Annotated in this window: 14 protein-coding genes and 1 pseudogene; 8 read left to right on the forward strand and 7 right to left on the reverse strand. The window is 68.3% G+C overall.

Features of this window, described 5'->3' with window-relative positions; genetic code table 11:
- Positions 1 to 222: 222 nt before the first annotated feature.
- The 3 genes and pseudogenes from QC180_RS13350 to QC180_RS13360 form a co-directional block, all read left to right on the forward strand.
- A pseudogene (locus tag QC180_RS13350) lies at positions 223 to 384 on the forward strand (winged helix-turn-helix transcriptional regulator); the annotation flags it as partial.
- A 24-nt stretch (positions 385 to 408) separates the two neighbouring features.
- Positions 409 to 1,200: a hypothetical protein gene (locus QC180_RS13355; protein WP_278263006.1), complete on the forward strand. Its 792-nt coding sequence runs from the start codon at positions 409 to 411 to the stop codon at positions 1,198 to 1,200.
- Between the two features lie 146 nt (positions 1,201 to 1,346).
- Positions 1,347 to 2,072, forward strand: coding sequence for a histidine phosphatase family protein (locus QC180_RS13360; RefSeq protein ID WP_474646434.1), 726 nt, complete (start codon positions 1,347 to 1,349; stop codon positions 2,070 to 2,072).
- A gap of 30 nt (positions 2,073 to 2,102) precedes the next feature.
- On the opposite strand, the gene QC180_RS13365 is transcribed toward QC180_RS13360, so the two are convergent.
- Both QC180_RS13365 and QC180_RS13370 read right to left on the reverse strand, forming a co-directional pair.
- Positions 2,103 to 4,259 carry an elongation factor G-like protein EF-G2 gene (locus QC180_RS13365; protein ID WP_278263008.1) on the reverse strand — a complete coding sequence of 719 codons (2,157 nt, stop codon included), beginning with the start codon at positions 4,257 to 4,259 and terminating at the stop codon, positions 2,103 to 2,105.
- A gap of 111 nt (positions 4,260 to 4,370) precedes the next feature.
- Positions 4,371 to 4,667 (reverse strand): hypothetical protein, encoded by a 297-nt coding sequence (locus tag QC180_RS13370; protein WP_278263009.1) that lies wholly within the window; start codon positions 4,665 to 4,667, stop codon positions 4,371 to 4,373.
- Positions 4,668 to 5,063: 396 nt separating this feature from the next.
- On the opposite strand from QC180_RS13370, the gene QC180_RS13375 reads away from it, so the two are divergent.
- Together QC180_RS13375 and QC180_RS13380 are read left to right on the forward strand one after the other, a co-directional pair.
- Entirely contained in the window at positions 5,064 to 5,906 is an 843-nt protein-coding gene (locus QC180_RS13375; RefSeq protein ID WP_278263010.1) for a hypothetical protein, read from the forward strand.
- Entirely contained in the window at positions 5,903 to 6,988 is a 1,086-nt protein-coding gene (locus QC180_RS13380) for a protein kinase family protein (protein ID WP_278263011.1), read from the forward strand. The genes QC180_RS13375 and QC180_RS13380 overlap by 4 nt, the downstream gene beginning before the upstream one ends.
- Before the next feature lie 1,256 nt (positions 6,989 to 8,244).
- Here the strand turns inward: QC180_RS13380 and QC180_RS13385 are convergent.
- From QC180_RS13385 to QC180_RS13405, 5 genes are all read right to left on the reverse strand, one after another.
- Positions 8,245 to 8,595: a hypothetical protein gene (locus QC180_RS13385; RefSeq protein ID WP_278263012.1), complete on the reverse strand. Its 351-nt coding sequence runs from the start codon at positions 8,593 to 8,595 to the stop codon at positions 8,245 to 8,247.
- A gap of 421 nt (positions 8,596 to 9,016) precedes the next feature.
- Positions 9,017 to 9,415: a PPOX class F420-dependent oxidoreductase gene (locus QC180_RS13390; RefSeq protein ID WP_278263013.1), complete on the reverse strand. Its 399-nt coding sequence runs from the start codon at positions 9,413 to 9,415 to the stop codon at positions 9,017 to 9,019.
- 34 nt (positions 9,416 to 9,449) lie between these two features.
- Positions 9,450 to 9,926, reverse strand: a complete 477-nt coding sequence (locus tag QC180_RS13395) for a DUF1772 domain-containing protein (protein WP_278263014.1) — start codon at positions 9,924 to 9,926, stop codon at positions 9,450 to 9,452.
- Between the two features lie 104 nt (positions 9,927 to 10,030).
- On the reverse strand, positions 10,031 to 10,579 hold the full coding sequence (locus QC180_RS13400) for a hypothetical protein (RefSeq protein WP_278263015.1): 549 nt from the start codon (positions 10,577 to 10,579) through the stop codon (positions 10,031 to 10,033).
- A 243-nt stretch (positions 10,580 to 10,822) separates the two neighbouring features.
- Complete coding sequence (locus QC180_RS13405) at positions 10,823 to 11,206, reverse strand: nuclear transport factor 2 family protein (RefSeq protein ID WP_278263016.1); 384 nt, start codon at positions 11,204 to 11,206, stop codon at positions 10,823 to 10,825.
- Positions 11,207 to 11,371: 165 nt separating this feature from the next.
- Here QC180_RS13405 and QC180_RS13410 point away from each other — a divergent pair, with 165 nt between their 5' ends.
- From QC180_RS13410 to QC180_RS13420, 3 genes are all read left to right on the forward strand, one after another.
- Entirely contained in the window at positions 11,372 to 12,277 is a 906-nt protein-coding gene (locus tag QC180_RS13410; RefSeq protein ID WP_278263017.1) for a hypothetical protein, read from the forward strand.
- A 101-nt stretch (positions 12,278 to 12,378) separates the two neighbouring features.
- On the forward strand, positions 12,379 to 13,161 hold the full coding sequence (locus QC180_RS13415; RefSeq protein ID WP_278263018.1) for an isoprenyl transferase: 783 nt from the start codon (positions 12,379 to 12,381) through the stop codon (positions 13,159 to 13,161).
- Positions 13,162 to 13,305: 144 nt separating this feature from the next.
- The gene (locus QC180_RS13420) at positions 13,306 to 14,148 is read left to right on the forward strand and encodes a formate/nitrite transporter family protein (protein WP_278263019.1); all 843 of its coding nucleotides are present in this window, start codon (positions 13,306 to 13,308) and stop codon (positions 14,146 to 14,148) included.
- The last annotated feature ends 33 nt before the right edge of the window (positions 14,149 to 14,181 follow it).

The following is a 14,181-nucleotide window of genomic DNA, read 5'->3' on the forward strand; positions in this document are numbered from 1 at the left end:
CGGCGATCACTCGGCACACCCCCGATGGGGACTTGATCTCGGCAACGCTGGATCTGCTCGACGCCGGGCACCCCTTATGCCCACGCGCCTGCTGCTGCAGCGGCCGCCGCATAGGAGTCGAAGTCACGCGGCGTTCGCCTGAGAACACGCTGGACCCCATCGGCCGGCTCCGCGTTTCCTTCGGCGCAGCAGGTCGAACATCGCTGACATGACGTGCGCCGTCTGCGTGAACTGGAGGCCGACGGCATCGTCCATCGCGAGGTGTACGACGAAGTGCCGCCCCGCGTCGAGTACTCCTTGACACCACTCGGCGAGCAACTCAACAACGCCCTGGTTCAGCGCACGAGGTCTCCGGCACTGACCGGATCTCGATTGCGTTCGTAGCCCGGCGGCGGCAGTCTGGCCGCTGTGCAGCCAGCGAACTCCGGACATGACATCTACAAGGCGGGCTTCGGACCGGCTCGGGTGTTCCTCGAACTCGAGTGGCCGCGCGACTCACCCACCTCTCCGGTCGACCGCGAGCGGATCGCGGCGCGGCACGCGGTGACGGCGATCCTGGCCTTGTCGCGCGATCTGTTCCTTCCACTGGAGTTCGGGGTGCTGCGGTGCATGACCAGGGATGTCGACGGAGCATGGCTGACCAGCACGCCAGACGAAGGCGACTACTGGTACCTGAACACGCCGGACAGGGAACCGCAGCCCGCCTACGTGAACCCGGTTGTCTTCGATGTCGCGACCATCGACGAGCAGACCATGATGCGGATGGTCGACGATCTCCTCACGGAACCGCACGAGCGGTCTACACACCGATGGCCGGGTTGGAGCGAAATCCACATCTACGACACTCTCGCCCGGCTGCCCGACTCCTTGGTGCCGACCGGTGACGAGTTCATCGTCGACGACGTCGACAACAAGTGCCGCGACCTGCGCATTCCCGTGCGGCGACGATCCGGGGGAGCATGGGTCGGCAGCCCCGGCCTCGGATTCTGGACACCGATCTCGGTCCTCGTCCAACGGGACAGCGGCGTTTCCGGCACTTCATTCGGCTACTGCCACTACGCGACCATCTCGCTCTCTATCGACATCAACTGGTCGGTGTGGTGGCGGGAGGATTCGCTGGGTCGTGCCGTGCTGGACGCCGGGATGCATCGCCTGTACCGGCTTGGCTGGGCGTCCGAACCCGGAGAAGCCGATCCGTAAGCGGTCGGTCAGGCAGAGCCGGTCGGCGAACGTCGGCTTCGGGCCGCACGGAGCACGCCGGCATCTCCGTGGTCCCGTGCGCGAAAGATCCCGATGACCGGGAAGTGCGGTATTCGATTCGGGGAGTACCCGCTTCACTCCCACCCATGCGAATCCGTTGTCTTCGATTGTCCCTTGCGGTGCTGGCTGTCGCGGCCACTACCGCCGCCACCGGCGTAGCGTCCGCCGATATCGATTTCGGCAGTTCCGGCGGCAGCGGTGACATGGTCATCACCCTGGTGCGCCATGCCGAGTCCCTCGGCAACACCTCCGGCTTGATCGACACCAAGGTGCCCGGGCCGGATCTGACCGCTCGCGGCCGGACACAGGCAGGCAATCTGGCCGTTCAGCTGGCCGACAAGGACTACGACTGCGCCTTCGCGTCCACCATGGTGCGTACCGAACAGACCGCGGCACCGACCGTCGCCGAGCAGGGCCTGAACCTCGGCATTCAGCCGGGTTTCCGCGAGATCGAGGCGGGCGAGTACGAGGGCACCCCGGAGGCCGACGCGCTGTCCGGGTACCTGCAGGCGCCCGTCGAGTGGCTCTCCGGTGACCTGAACGCCCGGATTCCGGGCTCCATCGACGGCAACGAGTTCGACGGCCGCGTCGACCAGGCACTGCTCGATGTCCAGCGCCGAGGCTGCGCCAACCCGGTGATCTTCTCGCACGGCGGCACCATCATGTTCTGGTCGATGATGAACGCGGGCAACGCCGACAAGAACAAACTCGGCACCGACCCGATGCGCAACGACGGCCGCGTCGTGCTCCGAGGAAGCCCGCAGAAGGGCTGGACGATCGTCGAGTGGGTCGGCCACCCGGACCTGGGCTGATTCACCCTGCCGCGTGATCGGCGAGGTTGGTCAGACGGGCGCCTCGGCACCTTGCCGGCGCGCCCGTTCCGCGGCGGCGGCCGGCATCGGCTCGTGTCGCAGGTAGCCGCGGGTGAACGATCCCGATCCGTGGGTGAGGGACCGCAGGTCGATGACATACCCGCTCAGTTCGAGTTCGGGGACCTCGGCGCGAATGTGGGTGCGGCCGGTGTCGGCCGGTTCGGTGCCCAGGATGCGGCCGCGGCGGGTGGACAGGTCGCCGAGGACGGCGCCCAGGTGGTCGTCGGGCACGGTGACGCGCACCGCGGCGACCGGTTCGAGCAGTCGGGTGCCCGCCGCCTCGGCCGCGTCGCGCAGGGCCAGGGCACCCGCGGTCTGGAAGGCGGCATCGGAGGAGTCCACCGAGTGCGCCTTGCCCTCGACCAGGGTCACCCGCACATCCACCAGCGGACAGCCGGTCGTGACCCCGCGCGCGGCCTGCGCCCTCGCGCCTTTCTCGACCGATCCGATGAACTGGCGCGGCACCACACCACCGACCACCCGGTCGACGAACTCGAAGCCCGTCCCCTGCGGCAGCGGTTCCACCCGGATCCGGCACACCGCGTACTGCCCGTGCCCGCCGGACTGTTTCACCAGCCTGCCGTTGCCCTCGGCGGCCGCGGACAGGGTCTCGCGCAACGCCACCCGGAACGGTTCCACGTCCACGCGCACCCCGAACCGCCCGCGCAACCGCTCCAGCGCGACGTCCCGGTGCGCCTCCCCCAGACACCACAGCACCAGCTGGTGGGTGTGCTCGTTGTTCTCCAGCCGCAGTGTCGGGTCCTCGGCGACGAGCCGGGTCAGGCTCTGTGAGAGCTTGTCCTCGTCGGCCTTGCCCTGCGCCCGGATCGCCACGGGCAGGAGCGGTTCCGGCAGTTGCCACGGTTCGATCAGCAGGGTCTGCCCCGTGCCCGAGAGCGTGTCGCCGGTCTCCGCGTGGCCGAGTTTGCTCACGAACGCGATATCGCCGGCGACGGCCTCGCCCAGGGTCCGCTGCTGTTTGCCCGACGGCGCGCTGATTCCGCCGACCCGGTCGTCGGCGTCGTGCCCGGGTCCGCGGACGTGGACGGTGTCCTCGCTGTGCAGGGTGCCGGAGAAGACCCGCACCAGCGAGATCCGTCCCACGTACTGGTCGGACGAGGTTCGGATGACCTCCGCGGCGAGTTCGCCGTCCGGATCGCAGCGCAGCGCGGTGGGCGGGGCGCCGTTGCCGCCCGATACGGCCGAGAGCGGGTGTTCGATCGGGGTCGGGAACCCGCCGGTGATCAGTTCGAGGAGTTCGAGTGTGCCGAGTCCCTGTTCCGCGTCCTCGGTCGCCGGGGCCGCGAACAGCACCGGGTGGAAGCTGCCGCGCGCCACGGCGCGTTCCAGGTCGCCGACCAGGGTGGCGAGTTCGACGGACTCGCCGTCGAGGTACCGGTCCATCAGCGTTTCGTCTTCGCTCTCGGCGATGATCGCCTCGATCAGCCGGTCGCGGGCCGGGTCGATTTCAGTGAGCTGTTCGGCGGACGGTTCGGTGCGCTCCCGCGTGCCGCCGCGATAGTCGGCGACCCGGCGCTCGAGCAGTTCCAGCAGTCCGATCGCGGGTCGGTGCCCGTCGGCGCTCTTCGGCCCGTAGACCGGCAGGTGCAGGGGCAGCACGGTGTCGCCCGCCGAGTCGGTCAGCAGCGCCTGACAGGTCTGGACCAGGTCCGCGTACTCCGCCCTGGCCGTGTCCAGGTGTGTCATCACGATCGCCCGCGGCATCCCCACCCGCGCGCACTCGGCCCACAGTTCCCGCGTCGCCCCCGCCACGCCCTCGACGCCGTCGGCGGCCGACACCAGGAACAGCGCCGCGTCCGCCGCCCGCAATCCGGCCCGCAGTTCGCCGACGAAATCCGGGCATCCCGGCGTATCGATCAGATTGATCTTCACCCCGCCCCACAGCACCGGCACCACCGACACCTGCACGGACCGGTGCTGCCGCCGCTCGACCTCGTCGTAATCCGACAGCGACGTCCCGTCCTCCACCCGGCCGGCCCGGTTCACCGTCCCGGTCGCCAACGCCAGCGCCTCCACCAGCGTCGTCTTCCCCGCACCGCTGCTGCCGACCAGCGCCACATTCCGGATGCTCTCCGGTCGCCGCGCCCCGTTCGTCCGCTCCACCATGTCGCACGCTCCCTCGGGTCTAGGGATCCACTCCTTCGAGCTTCCCACCGCATGTAGGGGCACGTCCACGGTTGTCTCGCGGATGAGGTGTCCCTCGCCGAGCGGATCGCGTCAGGTCCTGCGACGGGACTCGAGGTACTGGCTGATCACGATGGCCAGGAAGATCAGGCATCCCACCGCCGCGACGAAGCCGACGACCAGCGAGACCAGACCTTCGTTCTGATTGACCGATCGCTGCTCGGCGTAGCTGCGCACCTGCACCGAGGAGCCGATCTCCTGGCAGCGGTCGCCGCGGCTCATCTGCTCGTAGCCGCACGACACGGTGGTCTCGGTCAGTTTGTCGAATCCGTTCACGAGACCGCCGATCGCGATCGCCACACCGACCAGCAGCCAGTACACAGCCCGCATCGGGCATCCCCCTCACACACACTCCCGCCGATCGCGGGCCGACCGGAGATTATCAGCCGCGGAGGGCCTGGCCCAATACACCGGCCCCTCGGTGAAGCAGCACGATGCCTGCGCGCAAATGTGTTGTACGGCAACACGTATCGACCCGGCCGAGCCGAAGGCCGACCGAACTCGGTCGAGACGGAAAGTCGTCTGATCGGGACCGGTAGGCTGCAGCCCGTGGGCGATCCAGTGAATCCGGTTGGGGCAGAACGCGAGTCGGCGGAGCGGGAGCTCGCCGCGTGGTGGGCGGACAACTGGGGCCGACCCGTCGACCTCGGATCACTCGCCGACATCCTTCCCACTCTGCTCCGAGCGGACTTCGGTCGTTGGTCGCGAACCGACATGGAAAAGCCGATGACCGTCGTCGGGTCGCCCACCGTCACGGATTCCGGAGATCTCCTGGCGGAGGCCGCCGATGCGCGACTCACCGCCATCAAGGCAGACAGCGCCGACGAGGAGTTCGGATTCGGTGAGTTCCGTAGTCTGGAACTGACTTTCACCTGTCCGCACGAGCAGCGGGATTCGATGTTCATCGGCGCTCTCAGCGCTTGCGTCGAGCTACTCGGCGCCCCGGACCTGGTGGGTGGCCCGGAGGCCAGGGCCATCTGGCGCCGCGACGGGCGAACCGTCGTCCTGTATCGCAGGTTCGACCCGAGCTCGGTGCAGGTGACCATCGAGCCGACGGCGGCCCGTGATGAAGCCGACCACGCGGCGTCCTGGCACGGAACGTGGGAGCCGTACTGCCGCTGGCTGGCATGGCCGGACGAGTCGCGCCGCTACGACGTCGGAGTCATCGGCGCCAAGGAGCCGACGACGGCCGACCTCGCCCGGTTCGAGTCGGATCTCGATGCCCTGTTCGACTCCTTGAACTGGGACCTCCCCCTGCTGTATCCCCATGCGACGTATGTCATTTGGCAGCTGACCATCCCCGATCGCCCGGACTGGCTCGTGCAGGGCTGGTTCTGCGCCTACGCCGCACACCGTCTGGAGATCCGGGAGGACGGCGAACTACGCGCCCGGATGTATCCCCACGCCCGGAACTCCGGGCTCGAGATCGCCGCCGACACCAAGGCAGCGGTGCGCGCCGGTGGCGTCACCCATCCGGGTCGTCAATTGCGTTTCCGCGCTTGGATGTCACCCACCACCGCGGATCTCCAAGCATTTCGCCTGGGCCTGGAGTGGGACGAGCACAGTTGACCGCGGCGGCTCCGGGCTTCGGCACGTCACCTCATGCGCGCTCGACTACCTACCGTGCCGTCTCGTCCGCGCTGGCGCGGTGCGGTGACCGCGAGCTGGGCGACCTGCTCGAGACCGCCACGCCGTTGGGTTCCGGTATCGGCGGGACTTCGGAACTGCTGGAGGTCGACCGAACCCCCGTCTTCGTCAAGCGGTTGCCGCTGACCGATCTGGAGCGGCAGCCGGACAACATCGGGTCCACCGCGAATCTCTTCGATCTACCAGACTTTGTGCACTTCGGTCTCGGAGTTCCCGGCAGCCCGGGTTGGGGAGCGTGGCGCGAACTGGCTGTGCACACCATGACGACGAATTGGGCGCTCGCGCAGGATCATGCGGGCTTTCCCCTGATGTATCACTGGCGGGTGTTGCCGCATGCCGGGCCGACGCTGCCCGAGGAACTGGCCGACGTGGACGACGTCGTCGCCTACTGGGGCGGCGGCTCAGAGGTGCGTCACCGGCTCGAGGCGATGCGGGACTCCTCGGCGTGCATCGCCCTGTTCCTCGAGTACATCCCGCAGAACCTGCACGACTGGCTGGACACCCGGGTGAAGGCCGGTGAAGAGACGGCCGTGCGGGCGTGCACGATGGTGGAAAGGGAGCTCCAGGCCGGAGTCTCGTTCATGAACGCCCGCGGGTTGCTGCATTTCGACGCCCACTTCCAGAACATTCTCACCGATGGTGAGCGGCTGTTCTTCACCGATTACGGACTCGCGATCTCCTCCCGGTTCGCCCTGTCGAAGCAGGAGTCCGGCTTCTTCACGGCACACCGGTCCTACGACCACGCCTACACCCGCACCCACCTAGTCCAGTGGCTCGCCACCGCGCTGTACGGGTACGGGCGCGACGAGCGCGTCGCGTTCGTGCGCGCCTGCGCCAGCGGGGAACCGCCGCAGGGGATTCCGGCGCCGATCGCCGCGATCCTCCTCCGCCACGCCCCGATCGCCGCGGTGATGACCGACTACTACCGCGAGTTCCGCTTCGAGAGCAGACAGACCCCGTATCCCCTGGCGGCGATCCGCCGAACCGGCCTGCCGGGCAGCTGATTCTCGTTATAGCCCCAGCAATTCCGGTGCCGTGGGAACCGCTTGCGCGGCAGGCTGGTCCGGTCGGTGGATCGCGAGCGGGATGCGGCATGTGGTCGGTTTGGGGCGAGAGGGTTCGCCGGGCCGTGGCGTGCTCGATGCCGCGATGGAGCGTCTCTGCCAGCTCGGCTGGGCACCCGATCCCGAATGACGGGGCCGGTTCCTCGGCGACGGCTCACCGGCGGGTGGCGTAGTCGGGGAAGCGTTGTCGTAGGGCGCGGTCGAAGGTTTTGAGCTGGACGCGGGTGTCGGAGAAACGGAGCAAGCCGCGCCATCGGTACCAGCGCATCGACGCGCGCGTGCTCGGTGCGGCCGTTCAGCAGGTCCAGCACGACGACCGCGCGTAAGAGATCTGCGGTGCCTCGGTGACGCGCTCGGGCGGCGAGTCGGGCCGGGTCCGCTCCTGTGCGTAGCCATTCCGCGGCCGCGTCGCCGGTTGCTGTGGCGACGAAGGCGGCCGGCTCGAAGCCGCCACCATCGGCCCATGTGGCGGTGTCGAAAAGCGCCAGGCGCACGGTGTCGAGACGGCCCTGAAGTGCGTCGGGCGCCGGGGAGCCGCCCCACACTTCGGCAGGCATAGTGGCCAGTACCTGTCCGACTTCCGGAGCAACTAGTTCGAGACCACCGTCGACCAGTATCCGGCCGTAGTCGTGGAACGGTCGGTCTGCGACCACGCACGCGCGCACTCCGGGGATCGCTGTGTCGGCGGCGAAATCGGTCGGCCACCGTCGTTCGCAGATCGCCGGGAAGCCCGGGGGAAGGTCGCCCTCGCCCTCGGCCATCGCGCCCGTCGATTCGGGATCGTAGGTGATCGACCAGGTCTGGCGGCCGTCCGACCATCCGGTGGCTTTGCTCCACGCGACATTCTCGAGCAGCGAACACGTGACCAGGTCACACCCGCGCGAGAGCTGCGGGAGATCGGTTGCCGCCAAGAGTTCCTGACTGTCGTGTCCCTGCGCGATGAGCAACCACCCGCCCGGCAGCATTGCCGCCGCGCAGGTTCCGACATCCGGAAACTCCGAGCGTTCCCCGGTGGGCCGCAGTCCCATCTCCGCGAAGACCACCTCGGCGGACCTCCCCCGCACCGCGATCCAATTCTCTTTGGCCCCCATGCTCGCCCGCACGTCCTCTCGTCGCGGGCAGACTACCGAGAGGCACCGACAAACCCGCTGCCGTCGCGACCCGGGCCGGCCCTGGTCGCCTGCGCCGGAAATCGGTCATCGCCATACCCGCACGACGGCCGGCCTCGCCACACCCGCCGGGTATCCCACCCGCGTCAGCAGGGCAGAACGAGGACTCCTCGGCGAGACAGCGACTTCCTCCGCGGATACATGCGGCGACAGCTCGGCGTCCGCGGGGCTCGGCGTCACGCGACGGCGCTGCCACGCGACGACGAACAGTGCCGCGGCGACAGCGAGGGTCACCGCCACGGCGAGGATCGCCAGCGTCAGCGAAGCTCCGACGGCGGTGCCGTCCTCGGTGGCGCCACTGCGGTGGATCAGGATCGCGGCGATCAACGGGCCGAGCATCCCGGCACCGGCCGCGGTGAGCAACATCGCTCCGGTCACCAGCTCCACCACACCCAGAGGCCGCTGTGACCGCACCCGGACGGCATGCTGGCATCTCCCTGGCGAATGAAACGATCCCACTTCGTCCACTTCCGACCCCTTCCGCATCCGTGCTGATCAGCGCATCCGAAACCGGTAAGAAGACGGTAAGTCACAGACATGGACGATTGGTCGACCTGACATCGAACAGAGACCGAAACTGCCATTGGCAACCAACCAGCGACCATATGTGTCGCGCATCGGGAGTCCTGCGGAGCGCGGCGACACCGCACCGACGTGGCGCCGGGCGGACACATCAAAAGCTCCGCCGCCGATTCGGCGATCGCGGCGCCGAGTTCTGACGGCCGGCGGTGCCGACAGCCGCTTCCTGCTGCACGCGGCACCCTCGGTCGTGATGCTCCGATGGGGGCGATTCGCGCGGTTACCCCGCGTCGCGGCCGATGAAGTCGAAGGATCCGCCGTCGACGCCCCAGGAGATGATGCGTTCGGGGTGGATGCGGATGATCGTGCGTTCCTGCGGCGGGAACGGGGGCTCTTCGTCGTCGAGGGTTTCGGCGGTGCCGCGGATCTCGATGCCGCGAATCACGTAGGGGTCCAGGGAGACCTGCTGGTCGATGACGAACGAGACGCGACTGCCCGCTTCGACATTGCGGAACTTCAGGCTGGCGCGCATCCGCATGCCGCCGATGTCGACGGTGCCGTCGGCGTTCACCCGGTAGTTGGTCGGGTTGTTCTGCACGATCCCGTCGGGTGACACCGTGGCCAGCCGGCCGATTCCGGCCTCGGCGAGGAACTGCTGCTCATTGGCGGTGAAGGTCATGTCGGGTACTCCTCGGAGGGATGTGGGGTCGGGGTCAGAAGAGGATGAGCGCGGCGCAGAGTCCGGCGAGGGCGATGAACTGGAGGGCGACGCGGTATTTCAGGATGCTGTCCCACTTGTCCTGCAGCGCACGGGCATCCGGCGGAATGATGCCGCTCTGGGCGGCGGCTGTCTGACGGGTGTTGATCGGCTTGGCCACGCGCACATAGAAGGCGAGCCAGGCGAGCAGCGCCGCCACCGCGATCCCCGCCGCCACCGCGGCACCGATCTGCCCGGCCGCCAGCGCGATCACCACGGTGAGCACCGCGGCGACCACGCCGCCCGCACCGACCACCGGCATCCGCTTGTCGCCGTAGTAGTGCCCCCACCCCGCACTCAGGGTGACGGTCGCGTCATCGAGCTTGCGGTAGACGGACCGGGTGATCACGGCCCCACAGACATCGGTGCCGTAGACGACGGCATTGGCGAGAACAGCGGCGACGGCGACGATCTGGCCGGTGATGATGAGCATTTCGGTTTCCCTTCTCCGAATTCTAGCGTCGCTAGAATCTGAAGCAACGGTAACACTCGTTCACCGTCATGTCTAGCGCTGCTAGATTTCCGATCGGCGATCGTTCACACGGTTACACCGGGCTTGTCGCCGGATGATCGCCGTCCGGCGACACGCACCACGAGGGCGGCGATCAGGGTCGCGACAGGGATTGTGTACCAGAGGTTTCCGGAGATGCGGCCGGCGTTGATGTAGACGAAGAGGAACCAGATGAGCCAGGTTCCGGCGCCGACGACGGAGTGCCAGCGGTCCGTGCGGAACCAGGATGTGACCCGGTCGAACGATGTCGCGACGAGGAACACGATGGCGAGGTAGCCGAGGCCGCCGACGATGATCGACAGGGCGGAGGCCAGGGTCCAGAAGGTGGGCGAGTCGGTGGTGGCGAGGGCGATGATCGCGGCGAGGTGGATGCCGTGTGACATGGCGAAGGACAAGCCCAGGTAGCGACGGTTTCGCACCAGCCAGCGTGTCGGTTCGGAGGGTCGGAGCGTGTGCAACGCAAGGGCCAGGAAGGCGGACAGGAACAGGGCCAGGGAGGTTCTGGCGGTTGAGCGGATGAGCAGCCGGTAGCCGTCGGTGTCCCAGCCGGCGCTGGCCAGGACCGCCAGGGTCATCACCCCCAGCAGGGCTGTGATCGTCGCGAAGACGGGCCAACCGTCGAAGCGGGTCTGCGCGATCGGTTCCGTGCAGTCCACTGGTTGTTCGCTGAGCTTCCGCCCCGACATGACCATCACACACCCCCGTGCCGCTCGGCTCGCGGAGTGCGGGGACGAGCAGTCCGAGCCTACTCTGCGGCGCCCAATTCCTCGTGCTCGCAACGTGTTCCGCCGGTCACGCAGAGCTTCGGGCGTAGCTGTTCAGTCCGGCTTGCGGGTGGTGATGTGGGTGAGGGCGCAGCGCCAGTGGTTGTCGGTGCGGAGGAAGACGTCGGTGGTCCATTCGTCGGCGTCGAAGCGTCGGCCTTGGAAGTGGGCGGTGTTGGTGACGCGGGTGGTCAGCAGGGCCGTGTCGCCGTGGTGGCGGATGTGGGGTTCGCCGAAGCGTTGCATCGCGGAGTGGGTGAGGGCGCCGGAACGGACCAGGTCGAGGAAGCGGGCGGCGGGGGTGATGCCGGTTTCGGAGACGATGATCCAGTCGTCGGTCATGAAGGTGGCGATGGCGTCGGCGTCGTTGGCGACGATCGCGGCCTGCCAGTCGTCGAGGACTTTCAGCAGGGCGGTGCCGGTGGTGGTGGTCGTCATGGATCAACGCTAGGAGCGGGGGTGATGTCGGGGCTTGGACGAATGGAACGGTGGCGCGGTGTCATAGCCGGGCGGCGCGCGGGCGAAACGAGTCACACCCGGTAGCGCCGGGCGAGCGCGCGGCGATTAGCCGGGCGACAGACCGGACTTCGGAAGGACTGGGACATGGCTGGACGACACCGCGCGGTGAGCAAGCAGCGCAAGGCGCTGCGGGGGCTGCCCGCGGCCGTGGCGCTGCCCGCGGCCATCGCGTTCGGCATGGGGCCGGAGGCAGCGCAGGCCGCGCAGGTCCAGACGGTCACCGACGGCGCCGATCTCCCGGATCTTCCGGCGGCGCCGGAATCCCAGCAGCTCGCCGAGCCGTCGCGGGTCCCCACCGACGCGCCCGTGGTCACCGCGCAGCATCCGTCCACCACGCCGGTCCCCGTGGACGCCGCGACGGAATACCGTTTCACCCAGCTGATCGCCGTGACGCGCGACCTCGCGGCCGACACTCAGCCCGAGGCCGCACCGACCGCGCCCCGAGCCGAGGCCGCGCCCGAGGCTGCGACCGCGCCAGAAGCCGAGGCCGAAGCCGAGGTGACCGCACCGCAACCGGATATCGCGTTCACATTCCCACCCACCCTGACCCAGCCGGACATCACATCCGAACCCACACCCCAACCAGAAACCACACCGACACCAACTCAACCCGAACCCACCACGCCCCAACCGGACACCACTCCCCAGCCGGAGACGCCCCCGCAGGCTGACCCGACCACCCCGCACGCCACCCCCATCGCCGCGGCCGCCCCGATCGCCTCCCCGATCGAGAACGCCACCTACCTCGGCTCCACCGCCGGACAGGTCATCGGCGGCCTCACCGGCGCCACCCTCGGCGTCCTCGGCGGCACCGCGCTGGCCACTCCCCTGGCTGTCCCGACCGGCGGTCTGGCCGTGCCGGTCGGCGCGGTCACCGGAGGCATCGTCGGTGGCGTCGCGGGGACCTACGCCGGGTATTACGCCGGGGCGATGATCGGCACCGCGCTGGCGCAGCAGGCGCCGCAGCTCATCCCCAACGTCCTGCCCTGAACCGGCGGGGCGGACGCCCGACTCTTCGCCTGACCCGAACCTCGTTATACTGCCCCGATTCGAGGTGCTGTCAGGAAAACCGCGACATTAAGAAGAGTTGAATGAAGCTTCTGCCCTTGTTCTTGCGTCAGCCGATGGAGACGGTCTACGAGCGTCGCCTGGCCACGACCCTGGTCGGGCTGCCGCGACCCCAGCACATCGGGATCATGCTCGACGGCAATCGGCGCTGGGCGCGCGAGGCCGGGCACGACGACGTGCGCGAGGGCTACAAGGCCGGTGGCGCCAAGGTCGTGGAGTTCCTGGAGTGGTGCACGGCCGCCGATATCGCGCACGTGACGCTGTTCATGCTCTCCGACGACAATCTCGGCCGTCCGGCCGAGCAGCTCGAGCCGCTGATCGAGATCATCGAGGCGACCGTGCGCGACATCTCCGCGGTGGGTCGCCCGTGGGAGGTGCAGGTCATCGGTTCGCTGGATCTGCTCCCCGGTGACACCGCGCGCGTGCTCAAGGAGGCCGCCGCCGAGACGACCGGGCGCGGCGGCACCAAGGTCGACGTGGCGGTCGGCTACGGCGGCAGGCGCGAGATCGTGGACGCGGTCAAACGTGCCTTCCGCCAGCACATCGGGGCGGGCGGCGACCCGCTGGACCTGATCGACAAGTTCGACGTCGACGACATCTCCCGCCACCTCTACTCCCCCGCGGGCGAGAACACCGACTTCATCATCCGCACCTCGGGCGAACAGCGCCTGTCCGGATTCCTGCTGTGGCAGTCGGCGTACGCGGAGATGCAGTGGCTGGACTGCTACTGGCCCGCCTTCCGGCGCATCGATTTCCTGCGCGCGCTGCGCTCCTACGCCGGACGGCAGCGTCGCTTCGGCAAGTGAGCCGCGCGCACCTCACCGCCGCCGGACGCCGGTCTGCGAGCAGTCCTTAACCGGGCACACTTTTCCGTTCGCACCGGCGAAACACCCGCTCTCTACGTTGTTCAGCGGTCACCGCGACGGTGACCGCTGTCGTAGGAGGCACCGTTGACCTATGTGAAACCGTCGGAGCTGGCGCGCGCGCTGATCGACGCGGGTGAGTCGAAGATCTTCATGTCGACCAGGGACACCGTGATCCGCGCGTACATGGCCGGAGCGCTGCTGACCCTGGCCGCCGCGTTCGCGGTGAAGATGACCGTGGACACCGGCCAGCCGATCATCGGCGCGCTGCTGTTCCCGGTGGGCTTCTGTCTGCTGTATCTGCTCGGTTACGACCTGCTGACCGGTGTCTTCGTGCTCACCCCGCTGGCGTATCTGGCCAAGCGGCCCGGTGTCACGCTGCGCGGCATCGCGCGCAACTGGGGGCTGGTGTTCCTCGGCAATTTCGCCGGGGCCTTCACCGTCGCGCTGCTGACCGCGATCTATGTGACCTACTGCTTCGACACCCCGATCACCGACGCGGCCAACGCTTTCGCGGCCTACGGGCAGAAGCTGTCGCACATCGGTTCGGACCGGACCCTCGGCTACGCCGATCACGGTGTGGCGGGCTGGATCACGGTGTTCGTGCGCGGCGTGCTGTGCAACTGGATGGTCTCGACCGGGGTGGTCGGCGCGTTCTTGGCCAAGGACGTGCTGGGCAAGATCGCGGTGATGTGGTTGCCGATCATGCTGTTCTTCGCCATGGGCTTCGAGCACTCGGTGGTCAACATGTTCCTGTTCCCGGTCGGCATCCTGCTGGGCGCGGACTTCACCTGGGGTGACTACCTGCTCTGGAACGAGATCCCGACGGTGCTCGGCAATATCGTCGGCGGGCTGTTCTTCACCGGCCTGATGATCTACCTGACCCACTACAAGACCGCGCCCAAGCGCGAGGTGGTCGAGGCGGCGTAGGGCCCACGCGCGGCCCGTGCCCTCGGCGGGGAG

Origin of the sequence: Nocardia anocheti, from assembly GCF_029675105.1 — a bacterium.
GTDB lineage: Bacteria > Actinomycetota > Actinomycetes > Mycobacteriales > Mycobacteriaceae > Nocardia.